The sequence below is a fragment of the Janthinobacterium sp. UMAB-56 genome (genome assembly GCF_900095265.1).
GTDB lineage: Bacteria > Pseudomonadota > Gammaproteobacteria > Burkholderiales > Burkholderiaceae_D > Janthinobacterium.
Window position 1 is genome coordinate 18,321 of the sequence record NZ_LT607656.1, and the last position, 21,612, is coordinate 39,932.

Annotated in this window: 24 protein-coding genes; 11 read left to right on the forward strand and 13 right to left on the reverse strand. The window is 63.6% G+C overall.

The window, feature by feature from the left end; genetic code table 11:
* The coding region (locus K0F85_RS28760) for a sulfite exporter TauE/SafE family protein (protein WP_257572746.1) at positions 1-363 on the reverse strand (363 nt) is incomplete at its 3' end.
* A 125-nt stretch (positions 364-488) separates the two neighbouring features.
* Here K0F85_RS28760 and K0F85_RS12940 point away from each other — a divergent pair.
* The 5 genes from K0F85_RS12940 to K0F85_RS12960 all read left to right on the forward strand — a co-directional run bounded on the left by K0F85_RS12940 (position 489) and on the right by K0F85_RS12960 (position 3,401).
* Positions 489-1,382, forward strand: coding sequence for a LysR substrate-binding domain-containing protein (locus K0F85_RS12940; protein ID WP_219116426.1), 894 nt, complete (start codon positions 489-491; stop codon positions 1,380-1,382).
* 21 nt (positions 1,383-1,403) lie between these two features.
* Positions 1,404-2,270, forward strand: coding sequence for an alpha/beta fold hydrolase (locus K0F85_RS12945; protein ID WP_219116427.1), 867 nt, complete (start codon positions 1,404-1,406; stop codon positions 2,268-2,270).
* A gap of 95 nt (positions 2,271-2,365) precedes the next feature.
* Positions 2,366-2,557: a YqaE/Pmp3 family membrane protein gene (locus K0F85_RS12950; RefSeq protein WP_152253502.1), complete on the forward strand. Its 192-nt coding sequence runs from the start codon at positions 2,366-2,368 to the stop codon at positions 2,555-2,557.
* Between the two features lie 65 nt (positions 2,558-2,622).
* Positions 2,623-3,087 (forward strand): carboxypeptidase regulatory-like domain-containing protein, encoded by a 465-nt coding sequence (locus tag K0F85_RS12955; RefSeq protein ID WP_219116428.1) that lies wholly within the window; start codon positions 2,623-2,625, stop codon positions 3,085-3,087.
* Between the two features lie 32 nt (positions 3,088-3,119).
* On the forward strand, positions 3,120-3,401 hold the full coding sequence (locus K0F85_RS12960) for a hypothetical protein (RefSeq protein ID WP_219116429.1): 282 nt from the start codon (positions 3,120-3,122) through the stop codon (positions 3,399-3,401).
* Positions 3,402-3,422: 21 nt separating this feature from the next.
* Here K0F85_RS12960 and K0F85_RS12965 read toward each other — a convergent pair whose 3' ends face one another.
* The 6 genes from K0F85_RS12965 to gatC all read right to left on the reverse strand — a co-directional run bounded on the left by K0F85_RS12965 (position 3,423) and on the right by gatC (position 9,854).
* Positions 3,423-4,460: an oxidoreductase gene (locus K0F85_RS12965; protein WP_219116430.1), complete on the reverse strand. Its 1,038-nt coding sequence runs from the start codon at positions 4,458-4,460 to the stop codon at positions 3,423-3,425.
* 97 nt (positions 4,461-4,557) lie between these two features.
* The gene (locus K0F85_RS12970; RefSeq protein WP_219116431.1) at positions 4,558-5,805 is read right to left on the reverse strand and encodes a M56 family metallopeptidase; all 1,248 of its coding nucleotides are present in this window, start codon (positions 5,803-5,805) and stop codon (positions 4,558-4,560) included.
* Positions 5,802-6,185 (reverse strand): BlaI/MecI/CopY family transcriptional regulator, encoded by a 384-nt coding sequence (locus K0F85_RS12975; protein ID WP_219116432.1) that lies wholly within the window; start codon positions 6,183-6,185, stop codon positions 5,802-5,804. The genes K0F85_RS12970 and K0F85_RS12975 overlap by 4 nt, the downstream gene beginning before the upstream one ends.
* 191 nt (positions 6,186-6,376) lie before the next feature.
* Positions 6,377-7,852, reverse strand: coding sequence for an Asp-tRNA(Asn)/Glu-tRNA(Gln) amidotransferase subunit GatB (gatB, locus tag K0F85_RS12980; protein ID WP_257572768.1), 1,476 nt, complete (start codon positions 7,850-7,852; stop codon positions 6,377-6,379).
* A gap of 36 nt (positions 7,853-7,888) precedes the next feature.
* Positions 7,889-9,373, reverse strand: a complete 1,485-nt coding sequence (gene gatA / locus K0F85_RS12985; RefSeq protein ID WP_219116434.1) for an Asp-tRNA(Asn)/Glu-tRNA(Gln) amidotransferase subunit GatA — start codon at positions 9,371-9,373, stop codon at positions 7,889-7,891.
* Between the two features lie 178 nt (positions 9,374-9,551).
* Entirely contained in the window at positions 9,552-9,854 is a 303-nt protein-coding gene (gene gatC / locus K0F85_RS12990; protein WP_219116435.1) for an Asp-tRNA(Asn)/Glu-tRNA(Gln) amidotransferase subunit GatC, read from the reverse strand.
* Positions 9,855-10,205: 351 nt separating this feature from the next.
* Here gatC and K0F85_RS12995 point away from each other — a divergent pair, with 351 nt between their 5' ends.
* The 6 genes from K0F85_RS12995 (at position 10,206) to K0F85_RS13020 (ending at position 17,123) form a co-directional block, all read left to right on the forward strand.
* On the forward strand, positions 10,206-11,249 hold the full coding sequence (locus K0F85_RS12995; protein ID WP_010393186.1) for a rod shape-determining protein: 1,044 nt from the start codon (positions 10,206-10,208) through the stop codon (positions 11,247-11,249).
* A gap of 109 nt (positions 11,250-11,358) precedes the next feature.
* A complete protein-coding gene (mreC, locus tag K0F85_RS13000) occupies positions 11,359-12,411 on the forward strand; it encodes a rod shape-determining protein MreC (protein WP_219116436.1) in 1,053 nt (350 codons plus the stop codon).
* Complete coding sequence (gene mreD / locus K0F85_RS13005) at positions 12,408-12,920, forward strand: rod shape-determining protein MreD (protein ID WP_219116437.1); 513 nt, start codon at positions 12,408-12,410, stop codon at positions 12,918-12,920. Before mreC ends, mreD begins: the two co-directional genes overlap by 4 nt.
* A gap of 12 nt (positions 12,921-12,932) precedes the next feature.
* Positions 12,933-14,900 (forward strand): penicillin-binding protein 2, encoded by a 1,968-nt coding sequence (gene mrdA, locus K0F85_RS13010; protein ID WP_219116438.1) that lies wholly within the window; start codon positions 12,933-12,935, stop codon positions 14,898-14,900.
* 73 nt (positions 14,901-14,973) lie between these two features.
* Complete coding sequence (gene rodA, locus K0F85_RS13015; protein WP_099379982.1) at positions 14,974-16,089, forward strand: rod shape-determining protein RodA; 1,116 nt, start codon at positions 14,974-14,976, stop codon at positions 16,087-16,089.
* Entirely contained in the window at positions 16,089-17,123 is a 1,035-nt protein-coding gene (locus K0F85_RS13020) for a septal ring lytic transglycosylase RlpA family protein (RefSeq protein ID WP_219116439.1), read from the forward strand. Before rodA ends, K0F85_RS13020 begins: the two co-directional genes overlap by 1 nt.
* A 10-nt stretch (positions 17,124-17,133) precedes the next feature.
* Here the strand turns inward: K0F85_RS13020 and K0F85_RS13025 are convergent, their stop codons facing one another.
* Genes K0F85_RS13025 through K0F85_RS13050 form a run of 6 tightly spaced genes read right to left on the reverse strand, consistent with a single transcriptional unit; the run spans position 17,134 to position 21,598 of the window.
* A complete protein-coding gene (locus tag K0F85_RS13025) occupies positions 17,134-17,832 on the reverse strand; it encodes an SPOR domain-containing protein (RefSeq protein WP_219116440.1) in 699 nt (232 codons plus the stop codon).
* Positions 17,826-18,584 (reverse strand): type III pantothenate kinase, encoded by a 759-nt coding sequence (locus K0F85_RS13030; RefSeq protein WP_219116441.1) that lies wholly within the window; start codon positions 18,582-18,584, stop codon positions 17,826-17,828. The genes K0F85_RS13025 and K0F85_RS13030 overlap by 7 nt, the downstream gene beginning before the upstream one ends.
* A 4-nt stretch (positions 18,585-18,588) precedes the next feature.
* Positions 18,589-19,386 (reverse strand): biotin--[acetyl-CoA-carboxylase] ligase, encoded by a 798-nt coding sequence (locus K0F85_RS13035; protein WP_219116442.1) that lies wholly within the window; start codon positions 19,384-19,386, stop codon positions 18,589-18,591.
* Between the two features lie 15 nt (positions 19,387-19,401).
* Positions 19,402-20,184, reverse strand: a complete 783-nt coding sequence (locus tag K0F85_RS13040) for an SDR family oxidoreductase (RefSeq protein WP_219116443.1) — start codon at positions 20,182-20,184, stop codon at positions 19,402-19,404.
* Positions 20,185-20,221: 37 nt separating this feature from the next.
* The gene (locus K0F85_RS13045; RefSeq protein ID WP_219116444.1) at positions 20,222-20,893 is read right to left on the reverse strand and encodes a thiol:disulfide interchange protein DsbA/DsbL; all 672 of its coding nucleotides are present in this window, start codon (positions 20,891-20,893) and stop codon (positions 20,222-20,224) included.
* A gap of 9 nt (positions 20,894-20,902) precedes the next feature.
* Positions 20,903-21,598 carry an SPOR domain-containing protein gene (locus tag K0F85_RS13050; RefSeq protein ID WP_219116445.1) on the reverse strand — a complete coding sequence of 232 codons (696 nt, stop codon included), beginning with the start codon at positions 21,596-21,598 and terminating at the stop codon, positions 20,903-20,905.
* Positions 21,599-21,612 lie beyond the last annotated feature (14 nt).

The following is a 21,612-nucleotide window of genomic DNA, read 5'->3' on the forward strand; positions in this document are numbered from 1 at the left end:
GCGCAGCTGCAGCGAGAACAATCCCGCCAGCGCATACAGCATCAGCGCCAGCCCCAGCGCGACGACGGCCCAGGTGCCGCTGTCTGTCGGCAGCACGGTGCCGCCCGCCAGGGTGCCGGCCATGACGGCGGCCAGCATGGGCCACAAACGTTGCAGCAGGGCGTGCAAGCCGGGGCCGGCCACCAGCTGCCAGACGTTCGTCACCATCGATGGCACGATCAGCAGGGCGGCCGCTTGCACGGGCGGCATGAGCAGGGTGAGCGTGCCCATGCCTACCGTCGGCAAGCCCAGTCCGACTACGCCCTTGACGAAGCCAGCGACGAGGAAGCTGGCGCCGATGGCCAGCAGAAATGACGTCTCCATCTTGTTATTCCACAGTGATTTTGTGTGAATTCTGCGCTTGCCCGTGACTTTCGCCAAGATGGATTATGTTGAGTCAGCCTAAGGCATAGACGAAGGCTGATAAGATGGCGAAAAGGAGAGCTGCCATGCGCTTTGATCTGGTCGATTTGCAGCTGTTTGTCAACGTGGTGGAAGCGGGTAGCCTGACGGCGGGCGCCGCGCGCAGCCACCTGGCGCTGGCGTCCAGCAGTGCGCGCGTGCGCGGCATGGAAGAGATGCTGGGCATGCCCTTGCTGCTGCGCGGGCGGCGCGGCGTGGAGCCGACCCCCGTGGGCCAGACCTTGTTGCATCACGCGCGCCTGGTGCTGCTGCAAATGGAGAAAATGCGCGGCGAACTCGGTGAATTTGCGCGTGGCTTGAAAGGGCAGTTGCGGCTGCTCTGCAATACGGCCGCGCTCAGCGAATTTTTGCCCGAGGCGCTAGCCGCTTTTCTCGACCGCCATCCGAACCTGACCATCGACCTGGAAGAGCGCCTCAGTTACGATATCGTCAAGGCCGTCTCGGAAGGGTTGGCCGACATGGGCATCGTCTCCGATTCGGTCGACATGCGCGGCTTGCAGACGTTTTTGTTTCGCCCCGACCGGCTGGTAGTCATCGCCGCAGCGGACGGCGTGCACCACCGTGCCCTGGGCCAGGATGGCGTCGTTGATTTTGCCAGCGTGCTGGCTCACGATTTCATCGGTCTGGCCGACGACAGCGCGATGCAGCAGTACCTGGGCATGCATGCGGCGCGCCTGGGGCGGCCGTTGAAAGTGCGCGTGCGCCTGCGCAGCTTCGATGCTGTCTGTCGCATGGTGTCCAGCGGCGTGGGCATCAGCGTGGTGCCGCTGGCCGCTGCCAGCCGCTGCCAGCAGACGATGGCGCTGCGCTGCCTGGAATTATCCGATCCCTGGTCGGTACGCAATCTGACGATCTGCGTGCGCCAGTTCAGTGAATTACCCCTGTACGCGCGCCAGTTGATTGATCATCTGAAGGCGTGACAGGGCAAGACAGGAGCAGCGATGCGTTTTTCAGAAGACAAGATGGCCAGCCTGCTGTGCAGCGATCAGGTGGAGCGTCCCATCCACATCTGGCAGCCGGAGCATCCGCGCGCCGTGATTTTGGCGATCCACGGCGGTATGGCCCATGCGGGCGATTACGTCACGCCGGCGCTGTATTTCCGCCAGCACGGCATCGCCACAGTCAGTTTCGACATGGTGGGCCACGATGGCAAGCGCAAGGTGGATATTCCCTCGTTCGAGGCTTTCCTCGACGACGAGGAACGGTTCCTCGCCTGGGTCAAGCAGACGTATCCGGGCTTGCCTATCTTTGTCATGGGCCATTCCATGGGCGGCCTGATCGCCACGCATTTGGGACTGCGGCGTTTTGCGGGCGACCCGGCCATCCGGGGCTTCATCATCTCGTCGCCGTATTACGTGAATGCGATTCCCGTGCCGAAGGTGCTGCAGATGCTGTCCGGCTGGCTGGCGCAGCGCTACCCGACGATGAAGGTACCGCTGGGTAACCTGACCATGCTGCTGACGCACGATCAGACCATCACCGCGCGCCATTTCCAGGACGAGCGCGACGGCATCCGTGCCAGTGCGGCGTCGGTGCGCTTCGCCCATGCCTTGACGTCGGCGCAGAAGGAACTGGCGGGCGGCCTGTCGGATTGGCGCTTTCCCTTGTTCGCCGTGGTGGCGGGTGACGACAAGCTGGCCAACAGCGGCGCCACGGAAAGCCTGCTGCGCAGCGTGCCCGATGGCCTGCTCGACTACCATTTTTACCCGGCCAATTACCACGAGAATTTCAATGAAGTGAACCGCGACGTGATCTTCGCCGCCATCTTGGGCTGGATGGAGAAACTGCTGGCACCCGTACCAGTTTGAGGGCCAGGTATCGTTATAATCGCCTCAAGTGAATTTACCGTCGGCGCCTGCCGGCCCGGTCCCCGCGGCACAGGGGAATACATAAGGAACGAACGATGCGCTTGCTGATTGCCCTGATATTCCCGTGGCTGACCTTTTTCACCATCGGCCGCCCCATTGCCGGCATCATTTGCCTGATCCTGCAAATCACCTTGATCGGCTGGCTGCCAGCGACGATCTGGGCCGTGTATGCACTGAGCCAGTACAAGACGGACCAGAAGATCGCCGAGGCCATGCGCCGGCGCTGATGTGGGGCTAAGCCCTGTTTAAGCTGCGCTTCCTATCTTGATTCAAGCAATATGAGGAGAGTGAGATGGCATCAAACAGACGCGGTATCCCGGGCCTGGCGGCGCTCATGCTGGCCGCCGGGCTGTTGCTGGGAAGTGCGGCGCAGGCCCAAACCGACAGCGCCTTGCCGCCAGTGCAAAAGAGCGGGGCGGTGGAGTACCTGAGCGGCGGCATCGGCCTCGATGAGTCGACGGCCATCAAGGGCGCCAGCCGGCATTGGCCCTTGAGCCTCGTATTTTCCGTGCAGGCGGCGGGCAAGGCGGAATTTGCCTCCGACGTGAAGCTGGAGATACGCGACGCGAAGGACGCCGTGGTGCTGGAAACGACGGCCAGCGGACCGTTCCTGCTGGCGAAACTGGCGCCAGGCAGCTACAGCCTGCGCGCCACCCTGGCCGGCAAGACTCTGGATCGCAAGGTGCATGTCAAGGCGGGATCGTCCGCGCGCGTGGAGCTGGTCTGGCCGGCGGGAACGAACCAGGGCCGGCCTTGATGCCGGGCGGCGGCAGGGCGCCCGAACGGGGTTTGTCGGCGCATATTCTGCCGACGTCGGCGACGATGGTCGGCGTGTGCATGACGGTGCTGTCGATCGGGCACCTGGCGCCGCGCGGCGAGATGCGCGTGGCCATCGACAAGCTGCTGGCCGTCGATGCCCTCGTCTTTCTCGTCAGCGCCGTGCTCTCCTTCATGTCGCTGCGCCCCGGCCAGTCGCGCTTGCGCCACGAATGGTGGGGTGAACTGCTGTTCATCTGCGGCCTGGCCCTGCTGGCGCTGGGCGCCGTGGTGCTGGCCTTTGTCATCAACTGACCTCGGTCAGTTGACATCGAATCAGCTGAGCGCGAGCACGCGACCTTCGGCGGCGCTTTGCAGCGCCACTTCGATCAGGCGTATCGTCGCCGCCGCATCTTCGGCTGCCACGGGCGCCGGTGCGCCGTGGCCGATGGCGTCGGCCATGCCCTGGTAAAAGTCCTGGTAGCGGCCCGCTTGCATCTCGAGGTGTTCAACATGGCCGTCCGGCTGCGTACCCAGGTGCAGCGCGCCGCGCACGGGGTCAACGCCCCAGCCGGGTTGGCCCGGCCTGCCGCCCGCCTTCAGTGCATCTTCCTGCGGGTCGAGGCCAAACTTCACGAAACTGCCCTGATCCCCATGCACGGCGAAGCGCGCCGTCGGCGCTTTTACCAGGCAACCGGCCTGCAGTACCACGCGCAAGCGGTCGTAGTACAAAACGATGTGCATGTAGTCGACGGCTTGCGCGCCATCGCGCTGCAGGGCGATATCGGCGTACAGTTTTTCCGGCTGGCCGAACAGCTGCATGGCCTGGTCCAGCATGTGCGGGCCCAGGTCGTACAGCAGGCCGCCACCGGGTGCGCCGGATTCGCGCCAGCGCTGGCGGATCTCGGGGCGGAAACGGTCGAAATGCGATTCGACGCTGGCGATGCGGCCCAGGGTGCCCTTTGCCAGCAGCGCTTTCAGGGTCAGGAAGTCGCCATCCCAGCGGCGGTTGTGATACACGCTGAGTACCAGATTGTTCTTTTTTGCCAGCGCGATCAGGGTCTGCGCTTCAAAGCTGGAAATGGTGAAAGGCTTGTCGACCACCACATGTTTGCCCGCCAGCAGGGCCGCTTGCGCCAGGCTGAAATGCGCCTCGTTGGGCGCGGCAATGACGACCAGTTCGATCGAGGCATCGGCAAACAGCTGCGCTGCTTCCGCATACACGGTGGCGCGCGGCCAATCCTTGTGCACGAGCTCCGGCTTGCTGGAGGCGACGGCCGCCAGTTCCAGGGCATCGATGGTGGACAGCACGGGAGCGTGGAAGGTGGAGCCGGCAAAGCCGTAGCCGACCAGGCCGGTCTTGATCTTGTTCATGGCGGGTTCACAGGTGCGTGGAAGAATCCATGATCATACCCGCAAGCGGGCGGCGGCAGCGCTGCAGCGATGTTGCTACGATGCCGCCGCGCTTACATTAGCGCAGGCTCCAGACGTATTGCAACTTGACGCTGGCGCTGACGGGCTTGCCGCCAGCGAGGGCCGGCTTGAAGATGCACTTGGCAATGCCGCTGCGCGCCGCCTCGTCGAGGGCAGGATGGCCGCTGCTGTTGACCACGCTTGAGCCCGATACCTTGCCGGAGGCCTCGACGTCAAAGGACATGATCACCGTGCCTTCTTCCTTCGCCTGCAGCGATGCGGCCGGGTAGACCGGTTTGCCACAGACGCCAAAGTCGATGACGGGGCGGCGCTCCAGCACGGGTGCGCTGTCGGCAGCGACGGCCTGGCCGTAGATGCCGAGGCAGGCGCCGGCCAGTGCCAGCAGCGGCACGGCCGCCTTCCAGTTCAGGGTTTGTGGTGCGGGGCGCAGCAATCGTGTGATACGTGACATAAGATCTCCTCCGTTGGCCGCCTGGGCCAGGTGGTGGGTTGAGAACTGGAGACGTTCCAGTTCCGAGAGTGCAAGAGCCAGACGCCGCGGTTCGCCCAGTTGTCTTGCTGCGAAATCATCTGCAATGTGTTCGCGTTCGAGGCGCACGCCGCGTGAAATCCACCAGACGGCAGGGTGGAAGAACAGCAGCGCCTCGATGGCGTTTTGCAGCAGGTTGACCAGATAGTCGTGGCGCCGGATGTGCGCCAGTTCGTGCGCCAGCAGCGCATCGAGCAGCTGCGGCGGCATGCCGGTGATCAGCGCTGCAGGCACCAGCACCATGGGGCGCCAGATGCCTGCCGTGAGCGGACTGGCGATGTTGTCGAGTACGCGCAGGCGCACGGGCCGCGCCACGCCGGCATCCTGCGCCATGTGCGACAGCCTTGTCTGCAGTTGTTCGTGTGTGGCGCCCGTCTTGCTGGCGCTGCGCTCTATCCACAGCATGCCCAGTGCCATGCGCATGGCCAGCACTGCAGCGCATAGGGCCCACACGCCGACGACGGCGCGTAGCAGCAGGTCCAGGTCCGGCAAGGTCGTGGGCATGAGCAGTGCGGCTGGCAGCAAGGTGCTGGAGAACATGGCACCCGTGGCATCGCCATCGGCCAGGCGCAGATACAAGCCCGTCGCCGGCCAGGCCAGGCAGGCCAGCAGGGCGCCGCAACCGACGCCATAGCGCGCTTGCGGCCGCGCATTGCGCAGCACGGCCCAGGCCAGCGCCGTGGCGCAGCCGATCAGCAAGCCTTGCCACAGGAAGTGCAGCAGGGTCCAGCCCAGCGCTGGCACGAAGCCGCTCATGACTGATCGTCCTTGAGCATTTTTTCGATCTCTGCGCGTTCGGCGCGCGACACGCCCGTGCGTAACGCCGCCAGCACCAGCGCCTTGGCCGAACCGGCAAAGGCTTTTTGCATCAGTTCCTTGAGCAGGTTGGTCTGCAGGCTGTCCTGCGCCTGCGCCGGCGCATACACGTGCGAACGCTGGCTTGCGTCGCGAATCAGCAAGCCCTTGCCGTGCATGATCTGCATCAGGCGCAGCACGGTGCCGTAGGTGATGGCCGGCTTGGTCAATGCCATCGCCTCGTGCACCTGCTTGGCCGTGGCGGCGCCCAGCGGCCACAGTGCTTGCAGCAGATCGAGTTCGGCTGCCGTCGGTTTCGGGATGTCGTGCGTCTTGGCCATGCTGTTTTCCTCTTGGCGGAATTACAATATGGCTAGATTAATCGTTGTAGACAAAAATGTATACTTAAATTTTCAGGGCACAATCAAGGCCATGTCCAGCATGGGGAAAGAACTAGACAAGCTTGTTTACGCATGGGGCGGCCAGGCGAAAAAAAAGACGCCGCAGCGTCTTTTTTTGGGGGCGTGCGGAATTATCCCGCCAGCTTGGCCTTCAGCAGTTCCGTCAGCTGGGCCGGGTCGGCCTTGCCTTTGGATGCCTTCATGGCCTGGCCGATCAGCGCGTTGATGGCCGCTTCCTTGCCGGCGCGGTACTGCTCTACCGATTTGGCGTTGGCCGCCAGCACTGCGTCGACGATGGCTTCCAGGGCGCCCGAGTCCGAAATTTGTCTCAGATCCTTGGCATCGATGATGGTATCGACCAGGTGCTCGTCGTTTGACTTCGCTTCCCACATGCCGGCGAAGACTTCTTTTGCCGCCTTGTTCGAGATCGTGCCGTCGGCGATGCGCTTGAGCATGGCGGCCAGCTGCGCGGCGGAGACGGGCGCTTCGTCCAGGTCCACGCCTTCGCGGTTCAGGGTCGACGACACGTCGCCCATCAGCCAGTTGGCGGCGGCCTTGGCGTTTTCCTTGCCGGCCTTGTCGACGACGGCGACGAAATACGTGGCCATGGCTTTCGATTGCGTCAGCACTAGCGCATCGTATTCTGGCAGCGCGTATTCGCTGATGAAGCGCGCGCGCATGGCGGCCGGCAGTTCCGGCATCGAGGCCTTGACCGTGGCTATCCACTCTGGCGAGATGACCAGCGGCGGCAAGTCAGGGTCCGGGAAATAGCGGTAATCCTGGGCGTCTTCCTTGCTGCGCATTTCGCGCGTTTCCTTGCGGTCCGGGTCGTACAAACGCGTCGCCTGCACGACCTTGCCACCTTCTTCAATCAATTCGATCTGGCGGCGCACTTCGACGTGCACGGCTTCTTCGATGAAGCGGAAGGAGTTCAGGTTCTTGATTTCGCAGCGGGTGCCGAATTCCTTCTGGCCGACGGGGCGCACGGAAACGTTGACGTCGCAGCGGAACGAGCCTTCCTGCATGTTGCCGTCGCACACGCCCAGCCACATGACCAGCGAGTGCAGGGCCTTGGCGTAGGCCACGGCTTCGGCAGCGCTGCGGATTTCCGGTTCCGAGACGATTTCCAGCAGCGGCGTGCCGGCGCGGTTCAAGTCGATGCCGCTCATGCCCGCGTAGTCTTCATGCAGCGATTTGCCGGCGTCTTCTTCCAGGTGGGCACGTGTCAGGTTGACCGTCTTGGTGACGAATTCGCCATCCTTTTCATAGCCGAAGGTCAGCGCGCCGCCGATGACGACGGGGTCTTCGAACTGGCTGATCTGGTAGCCCTTGGGCGAATCCGGATAAAAATAGTTTTTGCGCGCGAAGACCGAGTGCGGCGCGACGGTGGCGCCCACGGCCAGGCCGAAGCGGATAGCGCGGTCGACGGCCTGCTTGTTCATCACCGGCAGCACGCCCGGCAGGGCCAGGTCGACGGGGCTGGCCTGCGTGTTGGCGTCGGCGCCGTACTTGATCGGCGAACCGCTGAAAATTTTGGATTCGGTCGTGAGCTGCACGTGGTTCTCAAGACCGATGACGACTTCCCATTGCATAGTGTTCTCGCTTATTTTTGGTGGCGCCGCCTGGGCGGCGCGAATTTTTTCTTAAATGCCGGCAGGGCTGCGCGTATGCCAGTCCGTCACTTGCTGGAACTGGTGGGCGATGTTCAGCAGTTTGGCTTCGCCAAAATAATTGCCGATGATTTGCAGGCCGACAGGGCGCTTGCCATTCTTGTCTCCCGCGCCGAAACCGCAAGGGATAGCCATGCCGGGCAGGCCGGCCAGGCTGGTTGACAGCGTGTAGATGTCGGCCAGGTAGTTCGCCACCGGGTCGTCCGTCTTGTCGCCCAGGTCCCAGGCGACAGTCGGCGCGACCGGTCCCATGATTACGTCGCAGACGGCGTTCGGGCCATTCAGCACGGCGTCGAAATCCTGTGCGATCAGGCGACGGATCTTTTGCGCCTTCAGGTAGTAGGCGTCGTAGTAGCCGTGGCACAGCACATAGGTGCCGACCATGATGCGGCGCTGCACTTCCGGGCCGAAGCCCTGGGCGCGCGACTTCTTGTACATGTCCTGCAAGTCCTTGTACTCGGTGGCGCGGTGGCCGTAGCGCACGCCGTCGTAACGCGACAGGTTGGACGACGCTTCGGCCGGCGCGATCATGTAGTAGGCGGGAATCGACAGGGCGGTGTTCGGCAGCGAGATGTCGACCAGGGTGGCGCCCAGCTTTTCATATTGCGCCAGTGCGCCGCGCACGGCCGCTTCCACATCCTTGGCCAGGCCCTCGCCGAAATACTCGCGCGGCACGCCGATGCGCAAGCCTGTGAGGGGTTCATCCAGACTGCGTGAAAAATCTTCCGCCACGCCACCCTGTTCCGGCGACAGACTGGTCGAATCGCGTTCGTCGAAGCCGGCCATGGCGGTCAGCAGCAGGGCGCAGTCTTCGGCCGAGCGGGCCATCGGGCCGCCCTGGTCCAGCGACGAGGCAAAGGCAATCATGCCGAAGCGCGAGACGCGGCCATACGTCGGCTTGATGCCGGTGATGCCGCAAAACGCAGCCGGCTGGCGGATCGAGCCGCCCGTGTCGGTGCCGGTGGCCGCCGGCGTCAGGCCGGCAGCAACGGCGGCGGCGGAGCCGCCGGACGAGCCGCCCGGCACGGCGTTGTTGTCCCACGGGTTCTGCACGGCGCCGAAGGCCGAGTTTTCGTTGCCGGAACCCATGGCGAATTCATCGCAGTTGACCTTGCCCAGGGTGACCATGCCGGCCGCCTGGAATTTTTCCACCACGGTGGCGTCAAACGGGCTGGCGTAGTCGGCCAGCATTTTCGAACCGGCCGTCGTGCGCCAGCCTTTGGTGACGAACAAGTCCTTGTGCGCGATCGGCACGCCCGTCAATGGCGTTGCCGTGCCGGCGGCGATGCGCGCATCGGCTTCGGCCGCTTGCGCCAGGGTCAGGGCACGGTCGACGTGCAGGAAGGCGTTCGAGTTGTCCGCTGCGATGCGGTCGAGGAAATGCGTCGCCAGCGCAACGGCGGAAATTTCCTTGTTCTGCAAAAGCGTGGACAGCTGTTTGATGGATTTTGTATGCATGGCGGTTCTATTTTTATATATTCGGCAAGGTTGGGATTCGTGCACTGCGCCGCTCTAGCGCCTGACAGAAGCGTAGCGAGCGGAAGTGAGTTGTGGCCGAGAAGCGGAGCTGTGCTTTAGCACAGTGAGCATCGGAGGCCGCAAATCGCGCCGCGCAGTAGCTTATGTCAGGTGCTAGTTATTCGATCACTTTCGGCACCAGGTACAGGCCATCCTGGACTTTCGGCGCGACGGCCTGATAGGCGTCGCGGCGATTCGTTTCGGTGGCGATGTCCTCGCGCAGGCGCAGGGCGATATTGTCCATGTGGGCGGCCAGCGGGTGGCTCAGTGGGGCCACGCCATCGGTATTGACGGCTTGCATTTGTTCCGCCAGTGCAAAAATCTTGTTCAATTGGGCCAAAGAAGTGACGGCCTGAGCGTCGGCCATTTCGAGTTGTGCCAGGTGGGCGATGCGTTTTACGTCAGATAGTGTCAGGGACATGGCGAATGGCGCGGAGTGCCGCGCATTAGTATTAAGTTGGCGTTTTGATAAAACGCGAGTATTTACTGCTTTTTTGCTCACAAAATCCGAGAAATGCCGCGTAACTCGCGGCTGCAAGAGTCGCACTTTTCCATGGTTTTTGAGCAAATCGCATTCAAATTATAAGGTAGAATGGCGGGTTAATGCGTTGTCGGCGCTGATGGACTGCTGCCGCAGCATAGAAAAGATTGCGCAAGCGCCAAGCGAAACCCGGGAAAATCGCCGTCATGGATTTTCAGGGTGCCTGAAAGCGCCCGCTTTGAAACTCCCCATAAACAGCTTTTGCGCAGCTCGATGCGCTACAGGACACTCATGTTTGGTTTTTTACGCAGGTATATCTCCACCGATCTGGCCATTGACTTGGGCACGGCCAACACTCTTATTTATGTGCGCGGCCTCGGTATCGTCCTGGACGAGCCATCCGTCGTCGCCATCCGCCAGGAAGGCGGTCCGAATGGCAAGAAGACCATTCAGGCAGTCGGCAAGGAAGCCAAGCAGATGCTGGGCAAGGTGCCGGGCAATATCGAAGCGATTCGTCCGATGAAAGATGGTGTGATCGCCGACTTCACCGTCACCGAGCAGATGCTCAAGCAATTCATCCGCATGGTGCACGATTCGAAATTCTTCCGTCCTTCGCCGCGCATCATCATTTGCGTGCCGTGCGGTTCGACCCAGGTCGAGCGCCGCGCCATCCGCGAATCGGCACTGGGCGCCGGCGCCTCGCAAGTGTATCTGATCGAAGAGCCGATGGCAGCGGCCATCGGCGCGGGCCTGCCCGTGTCGGAAGCGACCGGTTCGATGGTGGTCGACATCGGCGGCGGCACCACCGAAGTGGGCATCATCTCGCTGGGCGGCATGGTCTACAAGGGCTCCGTGCGCGTGGGCGGCGACAAGTTCGATGAAGCCATCGTCAACTACATCCGCCGCAACTACGGCATGCTGATCGGCGAACAGACGGCCGAAGCCATCAAGAAGGCCATCGGTTCGGCTTTCCCTGGCTCGGAAGTGAAGGAAATGGAAGTCAAGGGCCGCAACCTGTCCGAAGGCATCCCGCGCTCGTTCACCATCTCCAGCAACGAGATTCTCGAAGCGCTGACCGACCCGCTGAACAACATCGTCTCGGCCGTGAAAAACGCGCTGGAACAGACACCGCCGGAACTGGGTGCCGACATCGCCGAAAAAGGCATGATGCTGACGGGCGGCGGCGCACTGTTGCGCGACCTGGACCGCCTGCTGATGGAGGAAACCGGCCTGCCGGTGCTGGTGGCCGAGGACCCGCTCACCTGCGTGGTGCGTGGTTCCGGGATGGCCCTGGAACGTATGGACAAGCTCGGCTCGATCTTCTCCTACGAATAATCTGACAGAAGGGCCGGAAACCATCTCCGGCCTTTTTTTGGTTTTGGCGCCGGCGTCTGACCGGGGCCTGCACGTTGGCGCACTGCGCCTGGCCTGATTATTGGAAGTCATGGAATACAGTCCTCCGCCACTTTTCAAACAAGGCGCCTCCGCCCGCGTCAAGATGATGGTGTTCGCCGGCATTTCTATCGCCCTGCTGCTGGTCGATTCGCGCATGCACGCGCTGACGGCCGTGCGCCAGGCAGTCGGCACCGTGCTGTATCCGGTGCAGATGGCGGCCCTGGTGCCGCGCGATGTGGCACTCGGTGTCGGCAATTACTTTTCTTCGCTGTCCGCCCTGGAAAAACAGGTGCGCGACCTGAAGCACGAACAGATCGCCTCGGCGCAGATCATGCAACAGGCGCAGCTCAACATCGTTGAAAACAAGCACTTGCGCAAGTTGATGGAAGCGCGCGAGCGCGTTCCCGTCAAGACCATGATGGCCGAAGTGCTGTACGACACGCGCGATTCGGCCGCACGCAAGATCGTGCTGGACCGGGGCATTCAGCATGGCGTTGAACTGGGCCGCCCAGTCATCGACAACCTGGGCGTGGTGGGACAAGTCACGCGCGTGTTCCCGTTCACCTCCGAAGTGACCTTGCTGACGGATGAAGAACAAGCCATTCCCGTGCAGCTGCTGCGCAATGGCGTGCGCAGCGTGGCCATTGGCCGCGGCAAGTCCGGCACCATGGAATTGCGCTTCACGGCCCCCAGCGCGGACATCCAGATCGGCGATATCGTCATTACCTCTGGCCTTGACGGCCTGTACCCGGCCGGCCTGGCAGTGGCGCGCGTGACCCTGGTCGAGCGCAATGCGCATGGCCCGTTCGGCCGCGTCGTGTGCCAGCCGCTGGCCGGTATCGAACGCAACACCCAGCTGCTCATTCTGATGACGTCACCCGAGTTTCCACCGCGCCCTCCGGCTGAAGATATCAAGACGGGCCGCAAGATCGCCGGCAAGATGGCGCCGATCAAGGACCCGGCCAAGGAGCCTGCCGCTGCGCCGGCCACCGCAACGACCGCACCGGCCGCAAAACCGCCTGCCAGCCCCGCGCCGAAGCCGGCGGCCCCTGCCGCCGCACCAGCACCTGCCGGCGTGCCACCGAAGGAGGCGACACGATGAACCGCCCGCATTACATCCTGCTGCCGGTCAGCCCCCTGTTCATCGGTTTTTCCCTGCTGTGCGCTTTTCTGCTGAATCTGCTGCCATGGGGGCAGTTTGTCGGCGTGCCCGATTTCGTCGCCCTGGTGCTGGTTTTCTGGGGCATTCATCAGCCGCGCAAGGTCGGCATCGGCGTGGCGTTCTTCATGGGCCTGATGATGGACGTGCACGACTCGACCCTGCTCGGCGAGAACGCGCTGGCGTATACCTTGTTGTCGTATTTCGCCATCATGATGCACCGCCGCGTGCTGTGGTTCCCCATCCTGACGCAGGCGCTGCACGTGCTGCCGCTGCTGCTGGTGACGCAGGCGCTGCAATTGCTGACGCGTTTGATCGTTTCCGGGCGTTTTCCCGGCTGGCTCTATTTTATCGAGAGCTTCGTCGCCGTCGCCCTGTGGCCCCTCGTCACGTGGATCTTGCTGGCACCGCAGCGCCGCGCCGTGGACCGCGACCATAACCGGCCAATCTGACGAGCGCCTGCCATGACTGAACTTAAGAACACCGAGCGTGAACTGCATTTTTTCCGCATGCGCCTGACCATCCTGGGCGCGCTCGTCTTCGTCTGCTTTTCGCTGCTGCTGGCGCGCTTCATCTGGCTGCAGGTGATCAAGCACGAGGACTACGCGACCAAGGCCGAGGACAACCGCATCGCCGTGGTGCCCATCGTGCCCACGCGCGGCCTGATCCTCGACCGTAACGGCGTGATTTTGGCGCGTAATTACTCGGCCTATACCCTGGAAATCACGCCATCGAAGCTCAGTGTCAGCCTCGATTCGGTGATCGACGACCTGTCGACGCTGGTGCAGATCGACATCAAGGACCGCCGCCGTTTCAAGAAGCTGCTGGAAGAGTCGAAGAACTTCGTCAGCGTGCCGCTGCGCACGCGCCTGACGGACGAGGAAGTGGCGCGCTTCACCGCGCAGCGCTTCCGCTTCCCTGGCGTCGAGGTGCAGGCGCGCTTGTTCCGCCAGTATCCGATGGGCGAGGTGGCATCGCACGTGGTGGGTTTCATCGGCCGCATCAACCGCAGTGAAGCCAAGGCGCTCGATGAGGGCGAGGACGCGGCCAACTACAACGGCACCGACCATATCGGCAAGGAAGGCCTGGAAAAAAGCTATGAAAAGCAGCTGCATGGCACCACCGGCTACGAAGAAGTGGAAGTGTCGGCCGGCGGGCGCGCCATGCGTACCCTGTCGCGCACGGCGCCCACCCCTGGCAATAACTTGATCCTGTCGATCGACATCGAACTGCAAAAAGTGGTCGAGGAGGCGTTCGGTGAATGGCGCGGCGCGGCCGTGGCGATCGACCCGGCCACGGGCGACATCCTCGCTTACGTGTCCAAACCCGGCTACGACCCGAATCTGTTCGTCGACGGCATCGACCAGCAAAGCTGGAACGAGCTCAATACTTCGCTGGACCGGCCGATGGTCAACCGGCCGCTGTCCGGCACCTACGCACCCGGCTCGACCTTCAAGCCCTTCATGGCGCTGGCCGCGCTGGAACTGGGCAAGCGCACGCCGAGCCAGGCGATTTCCGATCCCGGTTTCTTCATCCTCGGTGGCCACACCTTCCGCGACGACAAGGTGGGCGGCCATGGCATGGTGGACATGCACAAGTCCATCGTCGTGTCGTGCAATACCTATTACTATCAACTGGGCCGCGACATGGGCATCGATGCCATTCACGACTTCATGAAGCCGTTCGGTTTCGGCCAGTTGACGGGCATCGACCTGAATAACGAAAAGACGGGCGTGCTGCCGTCGACGGAATGGAAGCGCAAGCGCTTCAAGACGCCGCAACAGAAAAAATGGGTGGGCGGCGACACTATTTCGGTGAGTAACGGCTCTGGCTACAATTCCTACACGCCGCTGCAGATCGCCCACGCGACAGCCAACCTGGCCAACAACGGCGTGGTGATGAAACCGCATCTGGTGAAGATCATCGAAGACGCCACCACGCGCGCGCGCACCCTGACGGTGCCCAAGGAAAGCTACCGCATCGCGCTCAAGCAGGAAAATATCGACACCATCAAGCGCGCCATGGTGGGCGTGACTAGCGAGCAGGGCGGCACGGCCGCGCGCATCTTCGCCGGCGTGCAGTACACGGTGGGTGGCAAGACGGGGACGGCGCAGGTGGTGGGCATCAAGAAAAACGAGAAGTACAATGCCAAGCTGCTGGCCGAACGCCTGCGCGACAACGCCTTGTTTACGGCCTTCGCGCCGGCCGACAAGCCGCGCATCGCGATTGCCATCGTGGTGGAAAACGCGGGCTTTGGCGCCGGCGTGGCCGCGCCGATCGCGCGCAAGGCGCTCGACTACTACCTGCTGGGGAAACGCCCGAGCGACAAGGAAAAGGACACTACCAAGGTGCCCAAGGAAGATGTCGACGAAGTGCGCACCCTGGAAGAAATCACTGACGAGCAGGCTGCCCCGGCGGCACCTGCGAGGTAAAAATGAAACGTTTCTCAGTACGAGAGGCGCTCGCTGTGGCGACGCGCCAGACCCCAAGGCAATAAGGAAGCACATGCCCATTAACGAGAGGCGCTCGCTGTGGCGGCGCGCCAAACCCTATCTGGCGGTGTTCGATCCGCCGCTGATGATCATCATCCTGATGCTGCTCAGTACCAGCCTGCTGACCCTGTATTCGGCCAGCATTGGCATCCCCGGCAAGATCGAGGACCATCTGCGCAACATCCTGCTGTGCTTTTTCGTCATGTGGGTGGCGGCCAATGTCACGCCGCAGATGATGATGCGCATCGCCGTGCCCGCCTATACGGTGTCGGTGATCTTGCTGGTGGCCGTGGCGCTGTTCGGCACCATCAAGCTCGGTGCGCGGCGCTGGCTGCATATCGGCGTGATCGACATCCAGCCGTCCGAATTCCTGAAGATCGCCACGCCGCTGATGCTGGCCTGGTTCTTCCAGCACAATGCGGGCGCCCTGCGCTGGAAATCGTTCCTGATGGCGGCCGTGCTGTTGCTGGCGCCCGTCTACCTGATCGCGCGCCAGCCCGATCTTGGCACGGCACTGCTGGTGGTGGCGGCCGGCTTTACGGTCATCTTCCTGGCCGGCCTGTCGTGGAAGGTGCTGGCCGGCTTGCTGATCACCTTTGTTTCCTGCCTGCCGATCGCCTGGTCGCACTTGCATGATTATCAGCGCGACCGCGTGATGATGCTGATCGATCCGACCAAGGACCCGCTGGGCAAGGGCTTCCACATCATCCAGTCCATCATCGCCATCGGTTCCGGCGGCATGACGGGCAAGGGCTGGACACACGGCACGCAAGCCCACCTGGAGTTTGTTCCGGAACGCACGACCGATTTTATTTTTGCCGTGTATTCCGAAGAATTCGGCCTGGTCGGTAACCTGATCCTGATGCTGATGTATTTGCTGCTGGTGGGACGGGGGCTGATGATCGCCGCCAACGCCCCCAGTTTTTTCACTCGCCTGCTGGCAGGAGCGATTACTATGATTTTCTTTACTTACGCCTTCGTTAACATGGGCATGGTCAGCGGCATCGTGCCGGTGGTCGGTGTTCCCCTTCCATTCCTCAGCTATGGCGGCACCGCGCTGCTGACCCTGGGCGTGGCCACCGGTATCCTGATGAGCATTCAGCGCCACCGCAAGCTGGTGCAGACCTGATGCGCGCGCCTTTCGATACCCTCGCGATGCGCGGGCTGAGCCTGGCGGTCTTGCTGACCCTGGCCGCCTGCGGTACCACGCCGCAAAAGTCCGCATCGACCAACGTGCCGCTGCCATCCGGCGGCAAGGTCAAGGTGCCCGTGCGCCAGGACCCTACCTTGCCGGCATTGCCGGCGGCCGGCTCAGGGCGCGGCGGCTACTACAAGGACGACGGCCCGGGCGACAATCCGCCAGCCAACCTGCGCGACGTGCCCGACGCGGAAGTGCGCAACGAGCCGTATTCTACGCGCTCGAACCGCCCGTATGTCGTATTCGGCAAAACGTATACGCCGATCACCGACAACGAACCATTCACGCAGAAGGGCACGGGCACCTGGTATGGCAAGAAATTCCATGGCCAGCGCACCTCGTCGGGTGAAATCTACGATATGTACAAGATGACGGCGGCCCATCCGACCTTGCCGATTCCATCGTATGCGCGTGTGACGAGCATCGATAGCGGCGAGCAGGTGATCGTGCGCATCAACGACCGCGGTCCGTTCCACGCCACGCGCGTGATCGACGTGTCCTACACGGCGGCGCTGAAACTGGGCTTCCTTCGCAAGGGCAGTCACCAGGTGGTCGTCGAGCGGCTGCTGCCGGCCGATATCGACGCCATCCTCGCAGCCAGGGCGGCACCGAAGCCGGTGCCGTCGGTGGTGGCCAGGTCTATCGATACACCCGTGGAAACGGGCGCCGTGGTGCAGCCGGAAGTGACAGCCGTGGTTGACGCGACCGTCGCCGCGCCCGCGCCTGCCGCGCTGGCCCGCGGCTTTTATCTGCAACTTGGCGCCTATTCACGCGCCGACAATGCGGAGGCGGGCCGCGCGCAACTGGCGCCCTTTGCGCAGACGCTGGGCACGCTGGACGTGGTGCCAGCGGGTCCGTTGTTCCGTTTGTATGGCGGCCCTTTCACCAGCCGCGCCGATGCTGCGCGCGCGGCGGCCAGCTTGCCGGCGTCGGCTGGCGTCAAGCCCATCGTGATCGAACGATGAGTTGCAGCTGTCATTTACAGCTGCGCAGTTCCTGTTCCTCGAACTGCGCGGCGATGCCTGCCAGGCGCGTGCGCGTAGCCGCGTCGAGGTTGCGGAACTGGTAAGCGAACTGCTTGCTGGCGCTGTAGCGCGGCGCGACGCGGGCGCTGTGCACGCCCTGTTTGTTGAGCGATGCCAGCTGGCTTTGCGCGCTGCTTTCCGACTTGAACACGCCCAGTGAAATGCCCCAGCGCAGCGGGCTGCTTTCGTTCATGATGAAGTAATTCGTCACGCCCAGCTGCTTCAATTCGCCGGCCTTGCGGTCGGCGCCTTCCTTGCTGCCCTGCGGCGGGATGTACACCATATAGCTGGAAATCTCCTGGCCTGCCACGTTGCGGCGCGACTGGCGGTCGCCCAGGTCCAGGGCCTCCACTTGTGCTTCGAAGCGGCGTCCGTCAGCCAGCAGGAAATTGCCTACTTCCGTGCAGGCATACGATGGCGCCGCCGCCGGTATGGCCGTCGCCGGCTTCGCGCCCTCTCCGGCAGCGGGCGCCAGGGCGGGCGCTGTGGCCTGCTCCTGCGTCAGCAAGGTGAGTTTGCCCGCCTGCAGCTGGTTTTTCATGCGCGCCGGTTCGCGCGTCTCGCTACGAAAGCTGCCCAGATAACCCTGGCCGATGGCCAGCACCAGCAGGTTGACGCCGGCCAGCAGCCAGAAGACGAATTTCAGCATACGTGCTTTCCTTGTGTTCCTGTGGCCCCGGCGCGCGCGGCCGCCTGCAGGCCGATCATGACGATATTGTCCACCAGGTGCAGCGGCAGCGCCAGCGCCAGGGCCGGCGCGATGCGCGACGCGGCGCCGCCGGACAGCAGGCAGGCGCTGGCGCCGTGCATGCGCACGGCCCGTTCGATGGCGCCGGCCTGCGCCGCCAGGCAGCCGGAGAGGATGGCGTCGTCCGTGTTGTCGGCAAAGCCGGCAGGCAGCATGGCGTCGCTGGCGATTTGCGGCAGCTGCGCCGTGTTGCGCGCCAGCGAGCTGGCCATCAATCCGAGTCCCGGCAAGATCATCCCGCCGAGGAAAACGCCATCGGCCGTGATGGCGTCGATGGTGGTGGCGGTACCGCAATTGGCGATGATGACGGGCAGGCCAGGGGCCAGCGCCTGCGCGCCGATGGCGGCGGCGAAACGGTCGCAACCCAGTTGCGACGGCACGCGGTAGCCGTTCGTCAGTCCTGCCAGTTGCGGCAGCGAGACAAAGTCATGGGGTGTTACTGGCAGCATGGCGCGCAGGCGCGTGCCGATGACGCTGCCTGCCACGTTCGACAGCAGCGCCTGGTGGATGGCGAGTTTTGCCCACGGCGCGGCCAGGGTGTCGATCTGCGCATGCGTGACGGCGCCGCTGGCCAGCCAGCCGCCGGTGGGGCTGTCGGCGGCCACGAGTGCCCATTTGATGCGCGTGTTACCGGCGTCGATCAGCAGTAGCATGCGCTTACTCCCCGCTCAGGCGCAAGGACACGTCGCCGGACATGATTTCCTGCAAACCGTCATCGGTGCGCAGCAGCAGCCGGCCCAGTTGGTCCACGCCAGCCGCCACGCCTTGCTGCAGCAACTGGCCGTTGTCGAGAATCTTCACGTGCTGGTCCTGCCACGCGTGCAGCGCGTTCCAGCGCTGCGTAAATGGCGCAAAGCCCGTATCGTCGAATTCGGCCAGCACGCCTGCCAGGCGGCTGAGCAGAGCCGCCACCAGGGTATTGCGCTCCATCTGCGCCAGCCAGGGTACGGCCGAGACGCTGCGGCCGATCTGCCGTTCCAGCGCATCGGGCATCAGCAGATTGATGCCGCAGCCGATGACGGCCCACACGCCGTTGCCCTCGGGCGCCTGCTGTGTCTCGACCAGGATGCCGGCCAGTTTATGGCCATCCTTGAGCAGGTCGTTCGGCCACTTCAGTTGTACCGGCACGCCCAGCGCCGTCATGCTTTCGGCCAGCGCCACGCCGACGGCCAGCGGCAGGCCGACCAGCTGATGCAGCGGCCCCTTGAAGTGCCAGGCCAGAGAGAACATCAGGCTGGCGTCCGCCTGCGACACCCACGGCCGCCCGGCACGTCCGCGTCCGGCCGTCTGCTGGCCGGCGATGCGCAGGGTGGGGCCGGCCAGGGTGGCGCAGCGCGCCAGCAGGTCGGCGTTGGTCGATCCCGTTTCGTCGACCACTTCGATGGCCACGTGGGAAGCGCCGGTGGCGCAATGGGCGGCAATGGCCGCGCTGTTCAGGTCGGAGTGCTTCGTCATGGGGTGAGTAAGTTTTTACTGGCTGTCGCCGGATGCCTTGCTGCGCGCCTTGTGCGGCGCGTTGGCGAAGGCCAGGTCGTAGACGGCATTGGGCAGCGCGCGCAGCAGCTTGGCGACGACGCCCATCTGCCACGGGATCACGCGATAGCTGTCGCCGTCGGCGATGGCGCGCGCGGCGCGCACGGCGAATTTTTCGGCCGGCATCAGGAAGGGCATGCGGTAGGCGTTGTGGCGCGTCATCGGCGTGTCGATGTAGCCGGGCGTGATGGTGACGACCTTGACGCCTGCCGGTTTGAGCTCCAGGCGCAGCGATTCGCAGTAGCTGATGACGGCCGCCTTCGAGGCGCTGTAGGCTTCGGCGCCGGGCAGGCCACGGATGCCGGCCACGCTGCCAATGCCCACCAGACGTCCGTTGCCCTGGCTTTTCATGGCGGCGATGAAGGGGGCGAAGGTGGCGACGGTGGCCGTGACGTTGATGGCGATGAGGCGCGCGAAGGCGTCGAGATCTTCCGCGTGTTCGCTCAGGGTGCCGTAGGACACGCCGGCGCTGGCGATGACGACATCGATGCGCCCGGCCTGGGCGATAAAGTGATCTGCGGCGCTTTTCAGGGCGGCGTGGTCGCACACGTCGACGGCGTAGGCGCGGTGGCGTTCAGGGTGGGGCAGGGAGGCGATCAATTGCTGCAGGGTGTCGCCGCGGCGCGCCAGCAAGCCCAGTTGGGCACCCTGACGCGCGTACTGCAGCGCCAGGGCGGCACCCAGTCCGCTGGACGCGCCCGTGATGAAAACGCGTTGCATCAGGCGATGTCCGGGCACGCCAGGGGAGTGGTCATGCTTATTTCTTTTCCGCTTTGGCTTTCGCGACCAGCACGTCCATCACGCTCAAAGCCTGGGCGTTCAGCTGTTCTTCGTTCTTGGCCGACTTGCTGCCTTGATCGGCCTGCGAAGGCGAGGTGATGTAGCGGCCATCGATGGCGATCATGGGCCAGAACGTTACTTTATAGTCCTGCATCATGGCGTCCGCGCGGCGCACGCGGGCCGAGATGCCCATCGAACGGTAGGTGTCGATGAATTTCTGACGGTCCACGCCCTGCTTGGCGACGAAGTCGAAGACGGCATCGTCGGTGTTCAGGCGCATGCGTTCCACGTGCATGGCGTGGAAGACGCTCGTGTGCAGCTTGTCGAGCAGGCCCATGGCTTGCAGCGTGAAGAACAGCCGCTGCTGCGGCGCCACGCTGTCATCGCGCGATACGTGCACGCGCTTGAAGACGATGTTGTCGCCCTGTTTCTTGACCCAGGCCGCCAGTTGCGGTTCAAGCACGTTGCAATGCGGGCAGTAATAGGCGAAGAATTCCGTCACTTCGATTTTCTTGCCCGATTCCGTCGCCTGCGGCGTGGCCAGGGTTTCGTATTCGACGCCATTCTTCGGCTCGGCCGGCGAGGCCGATGCGCCCATGGCGAAGGTGCACAGTGCGGCGGCGAACAGGATTTTCTTCAGAAAACGCATGCTGATTCCTTATTTTTGGTTGCGGACGACGGCGACATCGATGCCGTTTTCAGACAGTTTGGTGCGCGCGCGGTTCATCGCTTCGAGCTGGTTGAACGGCCCGATGCGCACGCGGTGCAGCACGCCGGCGTCGGTGCTGCGGTCGCTGATGGCAGCTTCGAAGCCGAGCAGCGCCAGTTTGCCGCGCGTGCTTTCGGCGTCCGACATGTCATGGAAGGCGCCGGCCTGCAGATAATAAATCCATTTGTCGCTGGCTGCATCGGCCTTGGCCTCTTTCACGTCGGCCTTGGCTTGCGGCGCGGGCGCGGCGGCCGGCGTTTTCGGCGCCGGCTTGTCCTTCAATGTACCGATCAATTCCTGCAGCGCATCCGGCGGCGGTGCCTTCGGCTGCTGCGCGGCTGGCTGCGCCGGCGTGACGATCTCGCGCGGCTCCTTGGAAAAGTCGCGCGCCGCTTCCTTGGCAGCTTCCTTGTTGCCGTACATCGGCTTGTTCGGGTCGGCGATCTGGCCGGCGGTCGGTTCGGCCGATTTGCCGGCCTTGCCCGATTTGTCGGTGAAGGGCGAAGCGCCCTTGGTGATCACCAGGGCGACCACCACGGCGATGCCCAGGCCGATGACCAGGCCGATGATGATGCCGACCAGGGTGTTGCCCTGCTGGCGCCGGGTCGAAGAGAAGCGGGAAGCGCGGGGGGAAGCGTGACTCATTGACGGTTTGACCT

Bases quoted from the DNA above. Each gene is read 5' to 3' on its own strand.
- K0F85_RS13050 (WP_219116445.1), bottom strand. From the start codon at position 21,598: ATGAGTCACGCTTCCCCCCGCGCTTCCCGCTTCTCTTCGACCCGGCGC.
- K0F85_RS13020 (WP_219116439.1), top strand. From the start codon at position 16,089: ATGCGCGCGCCTTTCGATACCCTCGCGATGCGCGGGCTGAGCCTGGCG.
- K0F85_RS12955 (WP_219116428.1), top strand. From the start codon at position 2,623: ATGGCATCAAACAGACGCGGTATCCCGGGCCTGGCGGCGCTCATGCTG.
- K0F85_RS12950 (WP_152253502.1), top strand. From the start codon at position 2,366: ATGCGCTTGCTGATTGCCCTGATATTCCCGTGGCTGACCTTTTTCACC.
- K0F85_RS13045 (WP_219116444.1), bottom strand. From the start codon at position 20,893: ATGCGTTTTCTGAAGAAAATCCTGTTCGCCGCCGCACTGTGCACCTTC.
- K0F85_RS12945 (WP_219116427.1), top strand. From the start codon at position 1,404: ATGCGTTTTTCAGAAGACAAGATGGCCAGCCTGCTGTGCAGCGATCAG.
- K0F85_RS13035 (WP_219116442.1), bottom strand. From the start codon at position 19,386: ATGACGAAGCACTCCGACCTGAACAGCGCGGCCATTGCCGCCCATTGC.
- K0F85_RS12975 (WP_219116432.1), bottom strand. From the start codon at position 6,185: ATGGCCAAGACGCACGACATCCCGAAACCGACGGCAGCCGAACTCGAT.
- K0F85_RS13025 (WP_219116440.1), bottom strand. From the start codon at position 17,832: ATGCTGAAATTCGTCTTCTGGCTGCTGGCCGGCGTCAACCTGCTGGTG.
- rodA (WP_099379982.1), top strand. From the start codon at position 14,974: ATGCCCATTAACGAGAGGCGCTCGCTGTGGCGGCGCGCCAAACCCTAT.
- mrdA (WP_219116438.1), top strand. From the start codon at position 12,933: ATGACTGAACTTAAGAACACCGAGCGTGAACTGCATTTTTTCCGCATG.
- gatA (WP_219116434.1), bottom strand. From the start codon at position 9,373: ATGCATACAAAATCCATCAAACAGCTGTCCACGCTTTTGCAGAACAAG.
- gatC (WP_219116435.1), bottom strand. From the start codon at position 9,854: ATGTCCCTGACACTATCTGACGTAAAACGCATCGCCCACCTGGCACAA.
- mreD (WP_219116437.1), top strand. From the start codon at position 12,408: ATGAACCGCCCGCATTACATCCTGCTGCCGGTCAGCCCCCTGTTCATC.
- K0F85_RS12940 (WP_219116426.1), top strand. From the start codon at position 489: ATGCGCTTTGATCTGGTCGATTTGCAGCTGTTTGTCAACGTGGTGGAA.
- K0F85_RS13040 (WP_219116443.1), bottom strand. From the start codon at position 20,184: ATGCAACGCGTTTTCATCACGGGCGCGTCCAGCGGACTGGGTGCCGCC.
- mreC (WP_219116436.1), top strand. From the start codon at position 11,359: ATGGAATACAGTCCTCCGCCACTTTTCAAACAAGGCGCCTCCGCCCGC.
- K0F85_RS12995 (WP_010393186.1), top strand. From the start codon at position 10,206: ATGTTTGGTTTTTTACGCAGGTATATCTCCACCGATCTGGCCATTGAC.
- K0F85_RS12965 (WP_219116430.1), bottom strand. From the start codon at position 4,460: ATGAACAAGATCAAGACCGGCCTGGTCGGCTACGGCTTTGCCGGCTCC.
- K0F85_RS13030 (WP_219116441.1), bottom strand. From the start codon at position 18,584: ATGCTACTGCTGATCGACGCCGGTAACACGCGCATCAAATGGGCACTC.
- K0F85_RS12970 (WP_219116431.1), bottom strand. From the start codon at position 5,805: ATGAGCGGCTTCGTGCCAGCGCTGGGCTGGACCCTGCTGCACTTCCTG.